At 64.2% G+C, this 19,476-nt stretch carries 19 protein-coding genes and 1 pseudogene; 11 read left to right on the top strand and 9 right to left on the bottom strand.

What is annotated here, in order from left to right; translation table 11 throughout:
- Positions 1-3: 3 nt before the first annotated feature.
- A complete protein-coding gene (locus tag PSV05_RS03600; protein WP_300061598.1) occupies positions 4-1,173 on the bottom strand; it encodes a class I SAM-dependent rRNA methyltransferase in 1,170 nt (389 codons plus the stop codon).
- Between the two features lie 254 nt (positions 1,174-1,427).
- Between PSV05_RS03600 and PSV05_RS03605 the strand changes: the two genes are divergently transcribed.
- Both PSV05_RS03605 and PSV05_RS03610 read left to right on the top strand, forming a co-directional pair.
- Positions 1,428-2,399 carry a TerC family protein gene (locus tag PSV05_RS03605; RefSeq protein WP_300061601.1) on the top strand — a complete coding sequence of 324 codons (972 nt, stop codon included), beginning with the start codon at positions 1,428-1,430 and terminating at the stop codon, positions 2,397-2,399.
- Positions 2,400-2,450: 51 nt separating this feature from the next.
- Positions 2,451-3,236 carry a rhomboid family intramembrane serine protease gene (locus PSV05_RS03610; protein ID WP_300061604.1) on the top strand — a complete coding sequence of 262 codons (786 nt, stop codon included), beginning with the start codon at positions 2,451-2,453 and terminating at the stop codon, positions 3,234-3,236.
- Between the two features lie 11 nt (positions 3,237-3,247).
- On the opposite strand, the gene PSV05_RS03615 is transcribed toward PSV05_RS03610, so the two are convergent.
- Complete coding sequence (locus PSV05_RS03615; RefSeq protein WP_300061606.1) at positions 3,248-3,910, bottom strand: DUF2238 domain-containing protein; 663 nt, start codon at positions 3,908-3,910, stop codon at positions 3,248-3,250.
- Between the two features lie 236 nt (positions 3,911-4,146).
- On the opposite strand from PSV05_RS03615, the pseudogene PSV05_RS03620 reads away from it, so the two are divergent.
- Positions 4,147-5,061: pseudogene (locus tag PSV05_RS03620) on the top strand (patatin-like phospholipase family protein); the annotation flags it as partial.
- On the opposite strand, the gene PSV05_RS03625 reads toward PSV05_RS03620, so the two are convergent.
- From PSV05_RS03625 to folE, 4 genes are read right to left on the bottom strand one after another with little or no spacing between them, the layout of a single operon-like run.
- The gene (locus tag PSV05_RS03625; RefSeq protein ID WP_300061609.1) at positions 5,062-5,490 is read right to left on the bottom strand and encodes a DUF2231 domain-containing protein; all 429 of its coding nucleotides are present in this window, start codon (positions 5,488-5,490) and stop codon (positions 5,062-5,064) included. It abuts the pseudogene before it with no gap.
- Positions 5,487-5,828, bottom strand: coding sequence for a hypothetical protein (locus PSV05_RS03630; protein WP_300061612.1), 342 nt, complete (start codon positions 5,826-5,828; stop codon positions 5,487-5,489). The genes PSV05_RS03625 and PSV05_RS03630 overlap by 4 nt, the downstream gene beginning before the upstream one ends.
- 46 nt (positions 5,829-5,874) lie before the next feature.
- Positions 5,875-6,588 (bottom strand): RNA polymerase sigma factor, encoded by a 714-nt coding sequence (locus PSV05_RS03635; protein WP_300061615.1) that lies wholly within the window; start codon positions 6,586-6,588, stop codon positions 5,875-5,877.
- Positions 6,589-6,607: 19 nt separating this feature from the next.
- Positions 6,608-7,231, bottom strand: coding sequence for a GTP cyclohydrolase I (gene folE / locus PSV05_RS03640; protein WP_300061618.1), 624 nt, complete (start codon positions 7,229-7,231; stop codon positions 6,608-6,610).
- Positions 7,232-7,396: 165 nt separating this feature from the next.
- Here folE and PSV05_RS03645 point away from each other — a divergent pair, with 165 nt between their 5' ends.
- The 3 genes from PSV05_RS03645 to PSV05_RS03655 all read left to right on the top strand — a co-directional run bounded on the left by PSV05_RS03645 (position 7,397) and on the right by PSV05_RS03655 (position 11,534).
- Positions 7,397-8,917: an FAD-dependent oxidoreductase gene (locus tag PSV05_RS03645; RefSeq protein WP_300061621.1), complete on the top strand. Its 1,521-nt coding sequence runs from the start codon at positions 7,397-7,399 to the stop codon at positions 8,915-8,917.
- 67 nt (positions 8,918-8,984) lie between these two features.
- Entirely contained in the window at positions 8,985-9,884 is a 900-nt protein-coding gene (gene phhA / locus PSV05_RS03650; RefSeq protein WP_300061624.1) for a phenylalanine 4-monooxygenase, read from the top strand.
- Positions 9,885-9,920: 36 nt separating this feature from the next.
- Complete coding sequence (locus PSV05_RS03655) at positions 9,921-11,534, top strand: TIGR00341 family protein (protein WP_300061627.1); 1,614 nt, start codon at positions 9,921-9,923, stop codon at positions 11,532-11,534.
- 24 nt (positions 11,535-11,558) lie between these two features.
- Here PSV05_RS03655 and PSV05_RS03660 read toward each other — a convergent pair whose 3' ends face one another.
- Positions 11,559-12,113 carry a hypothetical protein gene (locus PSV05_RS03660; RefSeq protein ID WP_300061630.1) on the bottom strand — a complete coding sequence of 185 codons (555 nt, stop codon included), beginning with the start codon at positions 12,111-12,113 and terminating at the stop codon, positions 11,559-11,561.
- A gap of 84 nt (positions 12,114-12,197) precedes the next feature.
- Here PSV05_RS03660 and PSV05_RS03665 point away from each other — a divergent pair, with 84 nt between their 5' ends.
- Entirely contained in the window at positions 12,198-13,220 is a 1,023-nt protein-coding gene (locus PSV05_RS03665) for a class 1 fructose-bisphosphatase (protein ID WP_300061633.1), read from the top strand.
- Between the two features lie 8 nt (positions 13,221-13,228).
- Here the strand turns inward: PSV05_RS03665 and PSV05_RS03670 are convergent, their stop codons facing one another.
- Both PSV05_RS03670 and PSV05_RS03675 read right to left on the bottom strand, forming a co-directional pair.
- Positions 13,229-13,669: a response regulator gene (locus tag PSV05_RS03670; RefSeq protein WP_300061636.1), complete on the bottom strand. Its 441-nt coding sequence runs from the start codon at positions 13,667-13,669 to the stop codon at positions 13,229-13,231.
- Positions 13,669-14,832: a PAS domain S-box protein gene (locus tag PSV05_RS03675; protein ID WP_300061639.1), complete on the bottom strand. Its 1,164-nt coding sequence runs from the start codon at positions 14,830-14,832 to the stop codon at positions 13,669-13,671. Before PSV05_RS03675 ends, PSV05_RS03670 begins: the two co-directional genes overlap by 1 nt.
- Before the next feature lie 119 nt (positions 14,833-14,951).
- Between PSV05_RS03675 and PSV05_RS03680 the strand changes: the two genes are divergently transcribed.
- The 4 genes from PSV05_RS03680 to PSV05_RS03695 all read left to right on the top strand — a co-directional run bounded on the left by PSV05_RS03680 (position 14,952) and on the right by PSV05_RS03695 (position 19,409).
- Positions 14,952-16,769 (top strand): SLC13 family permease, encoded by a 1,818-nt coding sequence (locus tag PSV05_RS03680; RefSeq protein WP_300061642.1) that lies wholly within the window; start codon positions 14,952-14,954, stop codon positions 16,767-16,769.
- Between the two features lie 105 nt (positions 16,770-16,874).
- Complete coding sequence (gene cls, locus PSV05_RS03685) at positions 16,875-18,314, top strand: cardiolipin synthase (RefSeq protein WP_300062252.1); 1,440 nt, start codon at positions 16,875-16,877, stop codon at positions 18,312-18,314.
- A gap of 67 nt (positions 18,315-18,381) precedes the next feature.
- Positions 18,382-18,651, top strand: coding sequence for a hypothetical protein (locus tag PSV05_RS03690; protein WP_300061646.1), 270 nt, complete (start codon positions 18,382-18,384; stop codon positions 18,649-18,651).
- The gene (locus PSV05_RS03695) at positions 18,648-19,409 is read left to right on the top strand and encodes a pyridoxine 5'-phosphate synthase (RefSeq protein ID WP_300061649.1); all 762 of its coding nucleotides are present in this window, start codon (positions 18,648-18,650) and stop codon (positions 19,407-19,409) included. Before PSV05_RS03690 ends, PSV05_RS03695 begins: the two co-directional genes overlap by 4 nt.
- Positions 19,410-19,476 lie beyond the last annotated feature (67 nt).

Consider the following 19,476-nt stretch of genomic DNA (forward strand, 5'->3'; position numbering starts at 1 on the left):
GCTTTAGTCCACCACCCTGCAGAACACCGCCTTCAGATAGCGTGATTCAGGCACCTGCGCCAGCCACGGGTGGTCCGGGCCGGCACCTGCCACCTTGAGCACCTGCACCGTGCGTCCGGCGTAGAACGCGGCGCGGCGCAGCATGTCGGTGAACTGCTCTTCGCTGACCAGGCCGGTGCAGCTGAAGGTCGCGAACAGCCCCCCCGGCTTGACCACGCCCAATGCCAGCTTGTTCATGTCCAGGTATTTCTTCAGCGCGGGAATGACCTGCTCGCGGTCGCGGGTCATCTTGGCCGGGTCCAGGATCACCACGTCGAACTGCTCGCCGTTGAGCCCGGCATCGCGCAACCACGGGAAGATGTCGGCCTGGATGAACTTCGGCTTGACATGGTTCAACTTCGCATTGGCGCGGGCGATCTCGAGCACATCCGCGTCGATGTCGATGCCAACCACTTCGCTGGCGCCGCGCACCGCCGCATACACGCCGAAACCGCCGGTGTTGCAGCACAGGTCGAGTACGCGCTGGCCGGCGCACAACTGCGACAGCCACTGCCGGTTCTCGCGCTGGTCGGCGAAAAAGCCGGTCTTGTGCGCGCCGGCAGGATCGGCGTTGAATGCGATGCCGTGCTCATGGATCAACGCCGGCTGCGTGCCCATGGTGTCCTTGTAGTCGAAGCTTTCCTGCTTCTGCACGTGTTCGTCGGCGAAGCTGTGGAAGCGGCAACCCGGGAACTGTTCGCGCAGCGCGTTGAAGATCCATTCGCGATACCGCCACGCGCCGGCGCTGAAGAACCCGACCACCAGCAGGTCGTCGTAACGGTCCACCACCAGGCCACTGATGCCGTCACCTTCCGAATGCAGCACGCGCCAGGCATTGCCGACCTCATCCAGCTTGAGCAGCTCGCGGCGCAGCGCCACCGCATCGGCGATCCGGCGCGAGAACCACGCCTCGTCTACCGCCACGTCCGGATCGCCTTCCAGCATCCGCAGCGCGATCCGCGAGTGCCCGTTGTAGAAGCCGCGACCAATCCAGACGTCGTCCACGCCGACCACATCGACCACGCTGCCGGGTTTCGGACGCTGCGCCGGCTTCTCGACCAGGCGCTGGAAAATCCACGGGTGGGTGGATTTCCAGGCATTTTTCAGGCGGACGACGGGCAGCGGCTCATTCATGTGCGCGAATCTTGTTGACGGGGCATTAACGCCCAACGCACCATTGTCGCCGAAGAAGGGGAGTAACTCCGCGCACGGTCGTCGTCAACACGGGTACGCTGTCAATACGACATCGGCCCCGGCGCCGTGGCAGGCTTCATGCCTGTGAGTGAGACCTTCGCCCACCGTGGCGAAGCCGTGCCCTTCCATTCCATCGGACCAAGCATTGTCCTACGCCACAACCGCCGCAAGGCCTCGCTGTTGTGGAGTTGTGCATGCAAACGATCGGAACCCCAATGTTGTGGGCCGTGTTCGCGCTGGTGGTGATTGGCGCGTTGCTGGCGGACCTGGTGCTGATGCGCCACGGTGGCCCGCACAAGGTGACGTTCAAGGAAGCCGCCTGGTGGAGCCTGGGTTGGGTGGCGTTGGCGCTGATGTTCAACGCGGGGCTGTGGTGGTACGCAGGCCAGCAATACGGCGCCGAAACCGGCCACCTGATCGGCATGGAGTTCCTGACCGGCTATCTGGTCGAGAAGGCGCTGGCGGTCGACAACATCTTCGTGTTCCTGATGATCTTCAGCTATTTCGCAGTCCCCGAAGTGCAGCGCCAGAAGGTGCTGATCATCGGGATTATCGGTGCGATCTTCCTGCGCGCGATCCTGATTTTTGCCGGTGCGCTGCTGCTGGCGAAGTTCCACTGGGTCCTCTATTTGTTCGGCGCCTTCCTGTTGCTGACCGGGATCAAGATGATGCTGGCCGCGGGCAAGGAGCCAGACCTGGAAGCCAACCCGGCACTGCGCTGGATGCGCGGGCACCTGCGCGTGACCGACGGCTACCACGGCAACGACCTCAGCTTTTTGCGTGACGGCAAGCGCTGGTACACGCCGCTGTTCATGGTGATCATGATGATCGCGATCACCGACGTGATCTTCGCGGTCGACTCGATCCCGGCGATCTTCGCGATCACCGAAGACCCCTTCATCGTGCTGACCTCGAACGTGTTCGCGGTGCTGGGCCTGCGCGCGATGTTCTTCCTGCTGCAGGGCATGGCCAGCCGCTTCCACCTGTTGCCGTATGGGCTGGCACTGGTGTTGATGTTCATCGGCGGCAAGATGCTGGTGGTCGACGTCTACAAGATCCCGGTGCTGTGGGCGCTGTTGGTGGTGGCGCTCATCATCGGAACGGCAGTGGTGCTCAGCCTGTTGTTGCCACCGCCTGCCAAGGGCGCCAAAGATGCCGATGCCTAGCCCCAAGCATGCCCGGCTTGAACCCGGGCCAGGCGCCGCCATCTACAGGAAATGACCCCGCCGCAACCGCCCGTCGTGACCACCACCCGCCTGCAACGCCAGCTGGATGGCCAGCGCCTGCGCCGGGCTGTGCAATACAGCCTTGCCTGCGTGCTGGTGCTGACCGTGGTGTTCGCCTTGCAGGGCTGGTTGTCACTGGAAGCGTTGACCGTGAACCCGGGCAGCGCTGCCGGCCTGTTCGGCGTGCTGACCGCGCCGTTGTTGCACGGCTCACCCGGCCACTTGCTGGCCAATGCCACCGCCCTGCTGATGCTGGGCACGCTGGCGATGACGGTCTATCCGCGCGCAACCCTGCGCGCGCTGCCGCTGCTGTGGCTGGGTGCCGGGCTCGGCGCGTGGTTGCTGGGCCAGCCGGGTTCGCACCACCTCGGCGCCAGCGGCGTCATCCACGGACTGGGCTTCCTGGTGTTCGTGCTTGGCCTGCTGCGCCGCGACAGCGCGGCCATTGCAGCGGGCATGCTCGCCTTCCTGTTCTACGGCGGCATGCTGCTGACGATCTTCCCGCACGAAGTCGGCGTCTCCTGGGAATCGCACCTGGGCGGCGCGCTTGCCGGCGTAGTGGCTGCGTTCGTATTCCGTCGCAGCGATCCAATGCCGCAGCGGCGCAAGTACAGCTGGGAAATCGAGGAAGAACTCGAGCGCGAACGCGCCGCCGCCGCTCATGACACGTTCGAACCACGCGCACCCGATGACGTGCCGGTACTGTGGCAGCGTGACGAGCAGGAAGAGCGCGGCAAGGTGCTGCCTTTCCGCTCGCACGACAAACGCGACGACTGAGCTACTTCGCGCTACTTGCCATCCAGCACAGCAGAACCCAACTGGCGGTCGTGCCAGCGCGACAGCAGCACTAGGGATGCAATCGCGCCGCACAGGCACAGGAACATGTCCCATTGGGTGTCCCACTGGTCACCCTGGGTAGCCAGGAACGCGTCCGCATCGGCGCCGTAGATCAGCGCACTCCACCATTCGATCAATTCGAAGAATGCCGAGAAACTCAGGCACGCGGCGATCACGAAATAACCAAGCCAGCCGCCGCGACGCAACGGAGTAAGGCGCAGGAACAATTCACGCGCCAGGATCGCCGGGACGAAGCCTTGCATCAGGTGCCCGACGCGATCCCAGGGATTGCGCTGGGTGCCCAGAAGATCCTGTAGCCAGAATCCGGCGGGTGTCTGTGCATAGGTGTAAGCGCCGCCATGGATCAGCACCAACGCATGCAACACCAGCAACCAGCACAGCAAGCGTGTCAGCGGGAAGCCCGACCAGCGCCACATGATTATCGCCAAGCCGACCATCACCCAGATCGTTTCCAGCAACCAGGTCAGGTGGTCGCGGGCGATGACCCCGGAAATCGCGAGCGCGACCAGCGTGATCGCGACCAGCAACCAGGCTTCGCCGCGGGCCGGTATTCGCGTGGGCGCTGTCGCTTGAATATGCGAAGGTTTGTGCATGGATCGCATCCTAGCTTTTTGACCAACGATAGGTTTGAACGGCGGGCGGTTTGGCCGGTGTTCGGTTGGCGGCGACTAAGCTGCACGTTCCGTTTGAATGATCGATGCCAATGCGCTTGTTCGCCGTTACCCGTCCTGCCTGCCTGCTGGCCGCCTGCCTGCTGGCCGCCTGTGCCAGCGCGCCCGACGTACGTGCGCCAGCGGCCGTGGTGCCAAGCACGCCACCGGTCAAGGTCGAACCGGTCAAGATCGGCATCGCGCTTGGCGGCGGCGCGGCCAAGGGTTTTGCCCATATCGGCGTGATCAAGATGCTCGAAGCCAACGGCATCCAGCCGATGGTGGTGTCGGGCACCAGCGCCGGCAGCGTGGTCGGCGCGCTGTATGCAAGCGGCATGGATGCATTCGCGATGCAGGAAAACGCGTTTGCGCTGGACGAATCGAAGATCCGTGACGTCAGCCTGTTTTCCGGCGGCGTGGTGAAGGGCCAGAAGCTGCAGGACTACGTCAACCAACTGGTCGGCGGTCGCCCGATCGAGAAACTGCGCAAGCCCTTTGCCGCGGTCGCGACCCAACTCGAGACCGGCGAGCGCACCGTATTCGTGCGCGGCAATACCGGCCAGGCGGTACGTGCGTCCAGTTCGATCCCTGGCGTGTTCGAGGCCGTTGAAATCGGCAAGGCGCATTACGTCGATGGCGGCGTGACCAGTCCGGTGCCGGTCGATGCTGCGCGTCAGCTTGGAGCCGAGTTCGTGATCGCGGTCGATATCTCCAGCAAGGCCAATGGCATCGCGTCGTCAACCAGCATGCTCGGCAACATCAACCAGAGCATCCGGATCATGGGCCAGAAACTCGGTGCGTTGGAATTGCAGCGCGCGGACATCGTGATCCGGCCGAAGGTGAATGACATTGGCCCGGTCGATTTCGAACTGAAGAACCGCGCTATTCTCGAAGGCGAACGCGCGGCGCTGGCCGCGTTGCCGCAGATCAAGGCGAAGCTGGCGCAATTGCAGGCGCAGCGGGTTGCAAAAGCGCGGCAAGAAGCCGATGCCGAAGTTGCGCGCAAGGCCGAAACCGAACGCGTTGCGCGCTGCGCCAAGCAGCAGGGCTGGCTGGATATCCTGACCCGCGACCCGGATTGCCGCCAGAACTGACTAACTTCGCGGGCCTACTGCGCCCACGCCATATACATACACCAGCTTGCCGCCCAGCCAGCCCGTGGTGCAAAGAGCGATGAAACCCAATCCGCTCAGGGCCAGGGCGAGACCGTTGGGAGGCGCGGGCTGCATCCCGTCCATGCGCAGCAACAGACTGAAGGCGTACAGGCTCCATGCCGTCAATGCCACGCCCATGTGTCGGTAGGCGTCTGCCGTCGCCGGATGTTCCGGCGACAGCTTCAGGAAATCCAGCAAGCCTGCTCCTGCGGCGGCAAGCCCCGCGGCGCAACCAACGACCAGCATTCCCACCGACCACTGCCAAAACGGCCAGCGGGTTGACCATTGGCCGACGATGTCGGCTAGCGTAGCCAGCGACCAGCACGCGATCGGGAAATGCACCAGCGCCGGATGCAGTGGATGCTTCATTGCATCAGCACGGCACTGAGCAGGGTCAGCACGCCGGTGACCGCCAAGCCGGCATGCACGAATACGACCTTCTTAACCGCCAGCTTGCTTTGCAAATGCAGCGACGCGAGATAGAACCCGCCCAGCGCCGCCACCACCAGCACCCCCAGCGCAACGGTGGCAATAGTGCCTGCGCCCTGCAGCACCGCCAGCAACAGCAGGATCAATCCGCTGGCTCCCAACAGCGCATGCAGCAACGAGACCACCCACGGGGTGAACTTGCCGCGCAACACAAACGACGCCAGAACCAAGCCACCAAGCGCGCCGATGAAAAATACCAGTAGTGCGTACGTCAACATGTGAGTCTCCAGATCAAGGTTGTAGGGGACGTGCGGCGGAAACGCTTCAGGAGGGTGCCGGCCCTGCATCGCGCTCGATGCGTGCCATGACGTTGTCGGTCATGCGCGCACAACGCGGCCCGAGGAATGGAAAAGCGTCGGTCAGTGCGGTCGATACGTTTTCGTGCAATGCCTTGCGCAACAGCCGGCGCGCACGATGCAAGCGGGTCTTCACGGTTTCAGGAAGCAGGTCCAGCGAGGTCGCGGTCTCTTCAACCGAACAACCCTCGATTTCGCGCAGCACGAAGACGATGCGGAATGCCTCCGGCAACCCGTCGACGGCGCACTCGAGCATGTGGCGAAGTTGCTCGCGCGCGGCGGCGGCGGCGGGATCTTCGCCACCAAAGCGATTCGGGAACATCACCACCCGGCCGGACGCCTGCACCAAGGCATCGACATGTTCGATCTCCACCGTCTGCCGCCTCCGACGCAAGCGCCCATATGCTTCGTTGAGCGCGATGCGGGTCAGCCAGGTAGTGATCGAGGCATCGCCGCGGAAGCCGCCGATCTTTTCGTAGGCACGCACATAAGCTTCCTGCACCACGTCCTCGGCTTCCGCATCGTCATCCACCACGCCGCGAACGACGCGGTACAGGCGCTGGTTGCAGCGCTGAATGATCTGCCGGAACGCACCGCGATCGCCGCTCTGGACCCGCGCGACCAGCGCGCTATCTTCCATTGCGGCGTAATCGGGTGCGGTGTTCATGGGCGTTGTGTTCATGGCGTCCTGCTTGTTTCGATTAGGCCGACAGTGCCGCGAGGATTTCTTGCCGATAGGGTTCGGTCGCGCATTCCCCGAGCAATGAGCGCGTCATCATTGTGGTGCCATGGATGGATACGCCACGGGTCGTCATGCAGCCGTGACTGGCACGGATCACCACCGCCACTCCGCGCGGCTGCAGTTCGCGCTGCAAGGTTGCAGCGATTTCGACAGTCAACCGTTCCTGTATCTGCAAGCGGCGCGCATACGCATCGACCAGCCGTGCGAGCTTGGAAATTCCGACCACACGATCGCTGGGCAAATAGGCCACGTGGGCAACGCCTTCGATCGCCGCCATGTGGTGTTCGCAGACCGAACGCACCGGGATGTCACGCAACAGGACGATGTCGTCGTAGCCCTCGCGCTCGAACCGGCGCCCAAGGATGCACGCGGGATCACGTGCATAACCGGCGAACCACTCTTCGTATGCACGCACTACCCGCGCTGGCGTGTCGCGCAGGCCTTCCCGCGTGGGTGAATCGCCAGCCCAGCGAATCAGGGTCCTGACCGCCGCTTCCGCCTGTTCGCGGCTGGGCCGTGGGTCGTCGTCACCGGGATCGGGCATGGCCAGCGATACGATAGATTGTGGATGGGTTTCAAGCATGGCGGGTTCCGTTCTTGCGATCTCATATCAGCAGATGCAGCAGTGCATGAAAGGTTCCCGCCCTTTCGATGACTTGCTTGACGAGCGCTCACGGGAACCTGTTCGCACCAGCCGCATCCAATACTTCATGGACACGATGCGTGAAGCGCAACATTAGGAGGCAGCATGAGTCAGCCAACCGCCATTTCTGGTCCCGACTTCGGCCAGGGCATTCCGTTATCGAACATTCCCGATGAAGGCGTCCTCGCGGGCCACGTCAATGACACGCCGGTGCTGCTGGCGCGCGTAGCTGGCGAGCTGCATGCCGTGTCCGCCACCTGCACGCACTACGGCGCGCCACTTGCCGAAGGCTTGCGGGTAGGCGATGAAATCCGCTGCCCCTGGCATCACGCCTGTTTCAGCCTGCGCACGGGTGAGGCATTGCACGCACCCGCTTTCGCGGCGCTGGCAACCTGGCGGGTGGAAACTGTCGGCGCGCAGGTATTCGTACATCCCGCTTCCACCGAGACGCCTGCAATAGTGCGCGACGCCTCGCAGCCATGCCCGCATCATCCCGGGCGCATCGTGCTGGTGGGCGGCGGCGCGACCGCTTTTGCCGCCGCTGAACGACTCCGCAGCCGTGGTTTTGCTGGCAGCTTGAGCATGCTCAGCGCAGATAGCGATCCACCCTGCGACCGTCCGAACCTGTCGAAGGATTATCTCGCCGGGACTGCGTCGGAAGACTGGATTCCGTTGCAGTCGGCGGATTTCTATACCGAACATGCCATCGACCTGCGCGTGGGTTGCGAGGTAACCGCGATTGACCTTGCTGCGCATAGCGTGACCACACAAGACGGCAACGTTTTCGAATACGACGCACTCCTGCTCGCCCAGGGCGCCGAGCCAATCCGGCTCCACTTGCCCGGCTTCGATCACCCCAACGTCCATATCCTGCGCTCGCTCGCCGATGCCCGTGCACTGATCGCAGGCGTTGCCGAGGCCGCTTCGGTCGCGGTGATTGGTGCCGGCTTCATCGGCCTGGAGGCCGCTTCCGCGCTGCGGACGCGCGGGCTGGAGGTGCATGTGATCGCGCCGGAAGCACTGCCGCTGGACAAGCTGCTGGGCGAAGCACTCGCCAGCCATGTGGTGGGACTGCATCGCGCGCAGGGCGTGGTCTTCCATCCCGGCTGCCAGGCCAGCGCGTTCGAGAACGGTGAACTGCTGCTTTCCGATGGCCAGCGACTGGCAGTCGACGCGGTGCTGGTCGGCGTCGGCGTGAAACCGCGCATGGCACTTGCCGAAGCCGCGGGTCTTACCGTGGATAACGGGATCGTCGTTGACGACTGCCTGCGCGCATCCGCACCCGGCGTCTTCGCTGCCGGCGACGTCGCCCGCTACCCACATGCAGATGGCTCGGCGCGCGTTGAACATTGGGTGCACGCCGAGCGCCAGGGGCAGGTTGCCGCGGACAACATGCTCGGAGCGGCGCAGGCCTACACCGCTCCGCCATTCTTCTGGACCCACCACTTCGGCACGGACGTGCGCTACGTGGGCCACGGTCGCGGCTGGACCTCAGTGGAGGTTGATGGCTCGCCTGCCGACGGCGACTGCCTGGTGCGGTATTTCCGCGACGGAACCTTGGTTGCTGCCGCTTCGATCGGGCGCGATCAGGCACTGCTGGAAATCGAGGAGGCGATGTCCCGTTAAACCGGCCCCGCCGCGGATTTGCCCCAGATCAAGGTTGCGGCTCGAGCGGTGGCGTTAAGATCAAGCCATGAACACTATTCCCTCCGAGCCGCGCCGCGTCGAAAACCTCACCACCGACAAGGGCAAGGTGCCGGTCTACGCGACCGGCATCGTCGAGCAGCCTTGGGACGACTACAGTGCGGTAGACCACGATGTCTGGCGGCAGCTGTACGAACGCCAGCGCGAGGTGCTCATCGGTCGCGCCTGCGACGAGTTCCTGCAGGCGCAGGATGCAATGGGGATGACTCCGAACCAGATCCCCAAGTTCAGTGAGTTGAATGAGGTGCTATCTGCAGCCACTGGCTGGACCCTGATGGGGGTCGAAGGCCTGCTGCCGGAACTGGATTTCTTCGACCACCTGGCCAACCGCCGCTTTCCGGTGACCTGGTGGATCCGGCGCCCGGACCAGGTCGACTACATCGAAGAACCCGATCTGTTCCACGACCTGTTCGGCCATGTGCCGCTGCTGATGAACCCGCTGTTCTCCGACTACATGCAGGCCTATGGCCGCGGAGGGGTGAAGGCACACGGAATCGGCGCGGATGCGCTGCAGAACCTGACCCGGCTGTACTGGTACACGGTCGAATTCGGCCTGATCCAACAGGCTGACGGCCTGCGCATCTACGGCAGCGGGATTGTCAGTTCAAAAGGCGAATCGATCCACAGCCTGGAATCGGCGGCGCCCAACCGGATCGGCTTCGACCTGGAGCGGATCATGCGCACCCGCTACCGAATCGACAGCTATCAGAAGACCTATTTCGTAATCGACAGCTTCCAGCAGTTGATCGAGGCGACTTTCCCGGACTTCACCCCGATCTACACGCGACTTGCCACGCAGGACTCGGTCCCCGCCGGCAACGTGCTGGGCAGCGATGCGGTATTCCAGCGCGGCAACGGCGATGGCTGGGCGATGGACGGCGATATTTGAGGATCGCAGCGCCTCGGCAGTCGGTATCCTGACGGCATGGCCGTGACCTCTTTCGATTTGCCGAACCCGCGCGCGCTATGGCGCTGGCTGCGGCAATGGCGGCAGAACCAGCTGGTCGACAACACTGACCGCATCTCGGTGCTGGAGCATGTGGACGAAGCCGGCCACCTGGGGCCTCGCTACGCCTTCATGACCATGATGTCCTGCGGCATCGCCATGCTTGGCCTGCTGCAGAACTCCGCCGCGGTGATCATCGGCGCAATGCTGATCTCGCCGCTGATGGGGCCGATCATCGAGCTGGGCCTGGGCCTGGCCACCTTCGACCTGCGCAGCATCCGCGATGCGCTGAAGACGCTCTTCGTCGGCGTGCTGCTGTCCTTGCTGGTCGCTGCGGTAATCGTGCACTTCTCGCCGCTGCAGGACGCCACCCCGGAAATCCTGGCGCGCACCGAACCCACCTTCTTCGACTTGCTGATCGCGATCTTTTCCGGCCTTGCCGGCGCTTACGCCACGGTCACGCGCAAGGGCGAAATGATTGTCGGCGTGGCCATCGCCACCGCACTGATGCCGCCATTGGCCGTGGCCGGCTACGGCATCGCGGTGCTGAACTGGAACATCGCCGGCGGCGCCGCCTTTCTGTTCATGACCAACCTGTTGGCGATCGGGCTGTCAGTGACCATTGTCGCCCGCTGGTACGGATTCGGCGGCACCGACTCACCGAAGCAGACGGCCTGGCAGGCGGGCTTGATCATCGGCAGCTTCGTGCTGTTGTCGATCCCACTGGGTTTGGCGCTCAAGCGCATCGCACTCAAATCGCAGGTGGAGCTGGGCGTGCGTGTGGCCACCGACGCCGCGGCCCAGCGTGCGTCGGGCCGGGTCTCCGCGCTGCGGGTGGACATGACCAGCAACGGGGTGAACGTGGATACGGTGATGATGGTGCCGCACCACATCAATGGCCTTGAAGCCTCGCTGCAGGAGGCATTGACCACCCAACTCGGACGCCCGGTCAACGTGCAGGTGCGCGAAGTGCTGACCGCCGACGATGCCAGCTTCGCCCTGCAGCAAGGCACGCTGGCGGAACTGCGGCGCAGCGTGGCTGCCCTGCAGACCGCCGAAAGTGGACGCACCGCGACGCAGCAGGCCAATGACGCGCAGCTGGTTCGACTGCAGGCGGAATTGCTCGGTTACCTCGGGCGCTTGACGCCAAGCGCGGATGGCCGCCATTGGACCTTGCAGGTCACGCCCGGGTCACGCATGCCGCTGCAACTTGCCCAACGGATCGAACGTGAGGTCAATACCGGACTGGCCAGCGATGGTGGCGGCATTACCGTATTGCCGCCGCTGCAACCCCTGCCCGGCATCATGTTTGCCGATGACAGTGCCGAGCTTGATACCGATTCGGCGAGCACATTGGCGACGCTTGGTTGGGCGGTACAACGCTGGCACGGCGATGCGGTGCATGTAATCGGCGTGGGTGGTACCGAGGCGCTTGCACAAAAACGCGCCGACGCGGTCGCTGGCGCGCTGCGTGCCAGTGGGCTGCAGGCCAGCGTCAGCCTGGACGATGCGGCGGTCGTGCGTGCACGCGTACGCGAGGATGGTCCGCTTGCCGCGCGCACGGTGCGACTGGAAATCGGCGAAGCGCGCTAAGCGCGTTTCGTCCCAACGCCGGTTTCAATTCGCTTGCTTGGGCCATCCGTCGGGTACGTCAGCGTAGCCGCCATTGAGGTCGATGCCCGCGCGTTGCTGGCCGGTCGCAACCGTAACTTCGATCAGTTCATCCGGCGGACATGGCGCGCGGATGCAACGAATCTGCGAGGCATGCGCGATCAGGGTCAACTCGCCTGACTGCGCCCAACCCAGCAGGTAATAGCGCCCGGGCGCCACCTCGACCCGATACTCGCGCGCGCCTTCCGCCGTGTTGATGCAAGTCGGCGTGCCGCCATTAACTGGCGTGGCGCAAACCCGCAATGCGGGTGGTGGGCGGTTGCCATCGCGGATGCCGCCACTGATGCTGGCGCCGGTTGATTCGGCCGCGGGCACCTCGGTGGACTGCGTCGATGCCGGTTCGGCACGCACTGCGGTTGATGGTAATTGCGAAGGTGTCGGCGCGGTGGCGGGACTCGCTTCGGCTACCGGAGTAGTGGACGTGCTGGCGACATCAGTCGCGGTTGGCGTACACGCCGCCAGCAGCAGAACCGCGGGCACCAAGATCGGCATCGTGTTCATTCGACATTCCTGTGTGTGGCCGGGTTTCCCCGGGTTTGGCCGACATCAGCGACAATAGCGCCCTGCCTCGCCGGATGCCTGCACATGTCGCTCACGCATGTTTCGCTGACCCGTTTCCTGATCGAGGAAGGCCGTTCCGGCCGGGTCAATCCCGACCTGCGCCTGCTGCTCGAAGTGGTTGCGCGCGCCTGCAAGTCGATTTCGGTGGCGGTCGGCAAGGGTGCACTGGGCGGCGTGCTGGGCGATGCCGGCAGCGGGAATGTGCAGGGCGAGGCGCAAAAGAAACTCGACGTGCTCAGCAACGAAATCCTGCTGGAAGCCAATGCTTGGGGCGGCCACCTGGCGGCCTGTGCATCGGAGGAAATGGAACATTGTTTCCCGATCCCGGACGCGTATCCGCGTGGCAACTTCCTGTTGCTGTTCGACCCGCTGGATGGCAGCAGCAACATCGATGTCAATGCCAGCGTCGGCACGATCTTCTCGGTCCTGCACTGTCCGGATGGCGTCACCACACCGCAGGATGCCGATTTCCTGCAACCCGGCCGCGACCAGGTCGCCGCCGGCTATTGCATCTATGGGCCCAGCACGATGTTGGTGCTCACCTTGGGCCACGGCACCCACGCCTTCACCCTGGATCGCGAACAGGGTTCGTTCGTACTGACCCGCCGCGACCTGACGATTCCGGAAGACACCCAGGAATTCGCAGTCAATGCCTCAAACCAGCGCCACTGGGAACCGCCGATGCAGGCCTGGGTAGCCGAGCTGCTGGCCGGCAAGACCGGGCCGCGTGGCAAGGACTTCAACATGCGCTGGATCGCCGCGATGGTCGCCGACGTGCATCGCATCCTGACCCGCGGCGGCATCTTCAGCTACCCGATCGATGCCAAATGCCGCGACAAGGGTGGTCGCTTGCGCCTGATGTACGAGACCAATCCCATGGCCATGCTGGTCGAACAGGCCGGCGGCGCGGCAAGCACCGGCCGCGAGCGGATGCTGGATGTGCAGCCGACCACATTGCACCAGCGGGTACCGGTGTTCCTGGGCAGTCGCAATGAAGTCGAGCAGGCCGTGCGCCATCACCAGGTGCACGACGCCAGCGTCAGCTGAGGCCTGGTTCAGATGGGGGCTGGCGGTTGGTTCAGCACCAGCCAGTACAAGCCGATCTGGCGGACCACATCGACGAAACGCTCGAATTCCACCGGCTTCTGGATGTAACTGTTCGCACCCAGTTCGTACACGCTGCCGACATCCATGGGTTCTGCGCTGGTGGTCAGCACCACCACTGGCAATGCGCGCGTCGCCGGGTTTTCACGGATCGCCTGCAGCACTTCGCGGCCATTGAGCTTGGGCAGGTTGAGGTCCAGCAGCACCAGCGCGGGCAGGTCGGTGATGTCGCGCCCGGCATGCTCGCCACGCCCGAACAGATAATCCAGCGCCTGCGCGCCATCGGACATCACGCGGATCACGTATCCGCTGCCGGCCTCGTCGAATGCGATCCGGGTCAGTTCCACGTCATCCGGATTGTCCTCGACCAACAGGATCTCTTTGTTGCTCATCATGTATGCGCCTCTGCGATAGCTTGATCGTGTATTTCCTGATCGTGCAGTTCCACGTGGAAGCACGCCCCAACTCCCGGCTCGGCCTCCGCACGGATGCTGCCACCATGCCGCATCGCGACCTGTTGCGCGATGGTCAGGCCGATACCGTTGCCAGCGCCTTCTTCGCTGCCATGCAGGCGCTGGAACGGTTCGAATAGTTTCGCCGAATAGGCCGTGTCGAAGCCAATGCCACGGTCACGGATCGACAAGTGCAGCGCATCGCCCATCCGCTCGCCCTGTACCCGGACCCAGGCCTGCGGCTTGCCGGCCGAAAACCGCCAGGCATTGGCAAGCAACTGACTCAGCATTGCCTTCAACAGTCGCTCGTCACCGATCACTTCAAGCCCCGGCTGTACCTGTACGTCCGCGCTACGCATCGGCTCTGCATCCTGCAGCTCGGCCAACGTCCAGTCCGCGAGCAGGCTCACGTCGACCTTGCCTGGTCGCAACACGGCACGGTTGATCCGCGCCAGTTCCAGCAGGCCGTCGATCAACTCGCTCATTCGCGTGGATGCCGCGCGGATGCGCTGCAGGTGTTCCTGCGCCGGTGCGTCCAGCTGGCCTTCGGTTCTGCGCGCCAATTGGGTGGCGAAACCATCGATCGCGCGCAGTGGCGCGCGCAGGTCGTGCGAAACCCCGTGCACGAAGGATTCAAGACGGTGGTTGGCCGCTTCAAGTTCCAGCGTGCGTGTCTGCACCCGCTGCTCAAGCGATGCGTTGAGTTCCAGCAATGCGCGCTCTGCACAACGTTGCGCAGTCACGTCGCAGAACTGCGAGATGAAATATTCGGCATGCCCTTCGGCATCGCGCATCAGCGCCGCATTGACCACCACTTCGATGACCTGGCCATCGGCACGCAGGTAGCGTTTTTCGATTTCCACCTGCTCCTGACCGCCCACGAGCAGGCGTTCTTGCACGCTCTGGCCTAGCGGCAAGTCGTCCGGATGCGACAGCGCCTGCGCCGGCATTCCGATCAAGTCGCTTGCCTGGTAGCCGAACAGCTGGCACACGGCTGGGTTGACCTCGATCCAGCGACCTTCGGTGGAGACGATCGCCATCCCGATCCTGGCCGATGCCATGGCCAGGCGGAAGCGGATGTCATCAGCTGCGGTTGCGGTCACGATGCATGGGGCGCGTGCGGATCATGCCGGGAGTGTAGGCGGGCACCGTGTAAACAGCGCGTGCAAGTGGTCACGGCCAAGCATGCGTCGCGGCCGGGGCGTCGTGCACAATGATCGCAATGGCATTATCCCCACACCTCTTCCATCAGCTTGCCTTCGGCTTGGTCCTGGCTGGGGGTCTTTACCTGTTCATCAGCGAAAAACTACGCGTCGATGTGACCGCGATGTTGATATTGCTGGCGCTGGTGCTGACCGGCGTGCTGGACAGCAAGCAGGCATTGTCGGGGTTTTCGAGTGAGCCGGCGATCATTGTCGCGGCGGTGTTCGTGATTTCCGGGGGCCTTGCCGCGACCGGCATCAGTGAGCAGCTGGGCCTGTGGATCGGGCGCGCGGCAGGCCGTCGTGAATGGCGAACGATTGCCGTGGTGATGCCGGCGGTCGCCTTGCTGGCGGCATTTACCCACCACGTCATGGTCACCGCGATGATGTTGCCGCTGTTGTTGCGGCACGCGCGTGACCGCCAGATGCCGGCCTCGCGCCTGTTGATGCCGATGTCGCTGGCGGCGTCGCTGGGTACCACCTTGACCCTGGTCAGCGCGCCGGCCTTCCTGCTGGCCAGCGACATGCTGGATCGCGCCGGTGCCGAGCGCCTGGGCATCTTTTCGATCACCCCGATCGGCATCGCCCTGGTCATTGTCGGCACCATCTACATGTTGCTGACCCGCTGGCTGCTGCCCAAGCACAGCGGCGAAAGCGGCGACGACGATTATTTGCGCCTGGATCGTTATCGCACCGAGTTGCTGGTGGTCCCTGGCGGTCAGTGGGCAACCCGCTCGCTAGCCGACATGCAAAAAGCAATTGGCAAATCCGTGCGGGTACTGGGCTGGTTGCGCGATGGCAAGCGACGCGACGACCTGACTGCCAGCAGTCCGTTGCTGGCCGGCGACATCCTGCTGGTGGAAGCCGCCGCCGATGAATTGTTGTCCTTGCACGACGATCCAGGCCTGGATCTCAACGCGATCGCCCGCTTCAGCGACACCCTCAGCGGCGAGGGCGAACCCCAGTTGGTGCAGGCAGTGGTCGCACCGGCTTCGGAATTCATCGGTCGCAGCATCCGGGAGCTCGACTTCTCCAGACAGTTCCATGCGGTGATCGCCGGCCTGTGGCGACGCGATGGCGAAGTGGCCGACCGACTATCCGATGCACGCCTGCGCGAGGGCGACCTGCTGGTGCTGTATGGCCGACCGTCAAGGTTCTCGGAACTGGCCGCGCACCACGGCTTCCTGATGCTGGTGCCGTTTGCCGGTGAAGCCAAGCGTCGCCTGCGTGCTCCGCTGGCGCTGATGATCCTGGGCGTCAGCATCCTCGCTGCAGCAACCGAGTGGCTGGCGGCGCCGGTGGCGTTCCTGTTCGGTGCAGTCGCGATGGTTGCCACCGGTTGCATCGACATCAAGCAGGCCTATCGCGGCATCGACGTGCGCATCTTCGTGATGATCGCCGGGGTGATTCCGCTCGGCATCGCGATGGAACAGACCGGCACCGCCGACTTGCTGGCGCACGGTCTCGCGGTTCTGGTGGCGCACTGGCCGGTGCTCGCGATCCTGTTGGTGATGTTCTGCGTGGCCGCGCTGCTGACCCAGGTGATGTCTGATGCAGCGACCACCGCCTTGCTCGGACCCGTTGCAATTTCGTTGGCACAGGTGCTCGACCTGCCACCGACGCCTTTCGTGGTGTGTACCGCGCTGGGCGCCGTGGTGGCGTTCCTGACCCCGATCGGCCACCACGGCAACATGCTGATCCTCGGGCCCGGCCGATATCGTTTCAGCGATTTCCTGCGAGTCGGACTGCCGTTGACCATTCTGATCGCCCTGGTCAGTGCGTGGATGGCACGCTGGTTGTGGCTGGGCGGGCCTCTCTGGCCAGCGTTGGGCGGCTAGGCGAAGCAGCACATCACCCTGCCGCCGTGGCGGCTCACGCGACTTTTGCATCCACGCACCCTACCCTGTGCTCGTCGCAGCGCTAGCGACTATGGAGAGCCGATCATCGACACCCTGCTGCAGGCCTGGAACGCGCTATGGACGGTCCCGCACATCCGCGCCTGGCTGACCGTGGGCTGGATCGCATACCTGGTCTGGCTTGGTGTGTGGATCGTGCTACAGAAGCGTGAACCGGCGGCGACCCTGAGTTGGCTGGTCAGCCTGGCCGCGCTGCCCTATATCGGTTTTTTGATCTACCACGTGTTCGGCCCACAGAAGATCACCCGCCATCGCTTGCGCCGCGCGCGTGCGCGGGTCGAACTGCCGGGCGACGAGCCCGACCATAATCCGGACAGCGCAGAACTGGCGCGACTGGGCCATGCAATCACCGGCCTGCCGCCGAGCACCGCGCATCGCGTCGAACTGCTGGTGGATGGGCAAGCAACTTACGCCGCGCTGCTCGATGCGGTGCGCGGTGCGCATCACCATGTGCACCTCGAGTACTACATCTACCAGCCGGACCAGACCGGGCAGGCCCTGCGCGATGCCCTGGTGGAGCGCGCCCGCGCCGGGGTGAAGGTACGCCTGCTGCTGGACGCCGTGGGCAGTTCGAAAACCCCGACCTCATTCTTTCGCAAACTGACCGATGCCGGCGGTGAGCTGAGCTGGTTCCATCCGATGCACTTCGGCCGGATCTGGGAGCGGCCATGGCTGAACCTGCGCACTCACCGCAAGATCGTGGTGGTCGATGGACGGATCGGGTTCGCAGGCGGTATCAACATCACCGACGAGGAAAACGAGGGCCTGCGCGCCGATGCCTACCGCGACCTGCACCTGCGCCTGGAGGGCGACGTGGTGCGCGGCCTGCAAATGGTTTTCGTCGAGGATTGGGCCTACGCAACCGGCAAGCGCGCGTTCCTTGGCGAACTTGCAGAGTCGATGCCGGAACCGAGCCCCGGGCCGGTGGCCGCGCAGGTCATCACCTCCGGTCCGGATTCGGACTGGGAAGCAATCCACCGCCTGCATGTCGGTGCGATCCATGCGGCGCGGCAGCGGGTCTGGCTGGTTACGCCCTATTTCGTTCCAGGAGAGGCCGCCAAGATGGCACTGACCTCGGCGGCGTTCGCCGGCATCGACGTACGCCTGTTGGTGCCTCGGCAAAGCGACTCGCGGCTGGTCACGTTTGCCGCACGCTCCTACTTCGACACCCTGCTCGCCGCTGGGGTCAAGGTCTACGAATACGGCCCGCGCATGTTGCACACCAAAGCGCTGCTGGTGGACGACGATGTCTGCATGATCGGCAGCGCCAACTTTGACTCGCGCAGCTTCCGCCTCAACTTCGAAATCTGCCTGCTGTTTCGCGATGCCTCGGTCGCCGCGGAGCTGGCACGGCTGATCGAGCATGAATTCGCCAACGCGCCGCGTGTACGCGAGGAGCGCCCGCGCCCGCTGCTGCGGACCCGTTTGCCGGAAGCATTCGCGCGCCTGTTGTCGCCGCTGCTCTGAAACATACGGCGCGCGCAAAAGCCATCTGCAGCGTAAACTGCGCGCAATCCCGCACGGAGCCATCTGCATGCATTGGCTGTTCCTCCTGCTCGGTTTCGCCGCAATGGCGGTGGCGTTCAAGACCACTTCCAGCGGCCTGCTGGCGGTCTGCCTGCTAGCCGCACTGGTGCTGTTCGTGTTGTGGCTGGCCGGACTGTATTCGGTGCGAATGGCCGGACGCAGCCGCGATGCCTCGATGATCATCGACCCCGCCGAATTACGCCGTCTGCGCGAACAAGCCGAAGCGCGCAAGGCTGCCGCAGCAACCGACACATCGCCCGACTCCACGCAGCGTTGACCTCACTCAGCGTCAACCTCAACAAGATCGCAGTCCTGCGTAATTCGCGCGGCGGCATGATGCCGGATGTGTTGCAGGCCGGGCGCACCTGCCTGGACGCGGGTGCGCATGGCCTGACCGTGCACCCGCGACCGGATGCGCGCCATATCCGCAGCGATGATGTGCACGTCCTGGGCATGCTATGTACCGAACGCGGGGTGGAATTCAACATCGAAGGCAATCCGTTCGCACCGCCGCGTCCCGGGTATCCGGGCCTGCTGGCTCTGTGCGAAATGACGCGACCTGCACAGGTCACGCTGGTCCCTGATGGCGATGGCCAGCTGACTTCGGATCATGGCTTCGACTTCGTCCGCGACGGTGCGGCGCTGGCGCCACTGATCGCATCGTTCAAGGCACTTGGCTGCCGGGTCAGCCTGTTCGTGGACGTGGGTGATCCCGATGTCACCATGGCCGCGACGCTGGGAGCGGACCGGGTCGAGCTTTACACCGGCCCGTATGCGGAATCCTTCACCGCCGGCGATGCCTCCGCGGCCGTATCGTCTGCAGCCGATACGGCACGACGTGCACAGGCAGCCGGGATGGCCGTCAACGCCGGCCACGACCTGGACCAGGCCAACCTCGGCCACTTTCTTTCGAACGTCCCCGACGTGCGTGAAGTCTCGATCGGCCACGCATTGATCAGCGAGGCGCTGTACGCCGGCCTCGATGCGACGGTTCGCGCTTACCGTCGCATCGTCGATAGGCTCGCTACGGCCTGAGGGCCACGTCGACAAAACCTGCGTTGCGGGCATCCGCCAGGACTCGCGGACCACAGTCGTCAACATG

Source organism: Thermomonas sp., assembly GCF_029945965.1.
GTDB lineage: Bacteria > Pseudomonadota > Gammaproteobacteria > Xanthomonadales > Xanthomonadaceae > Thermomonas.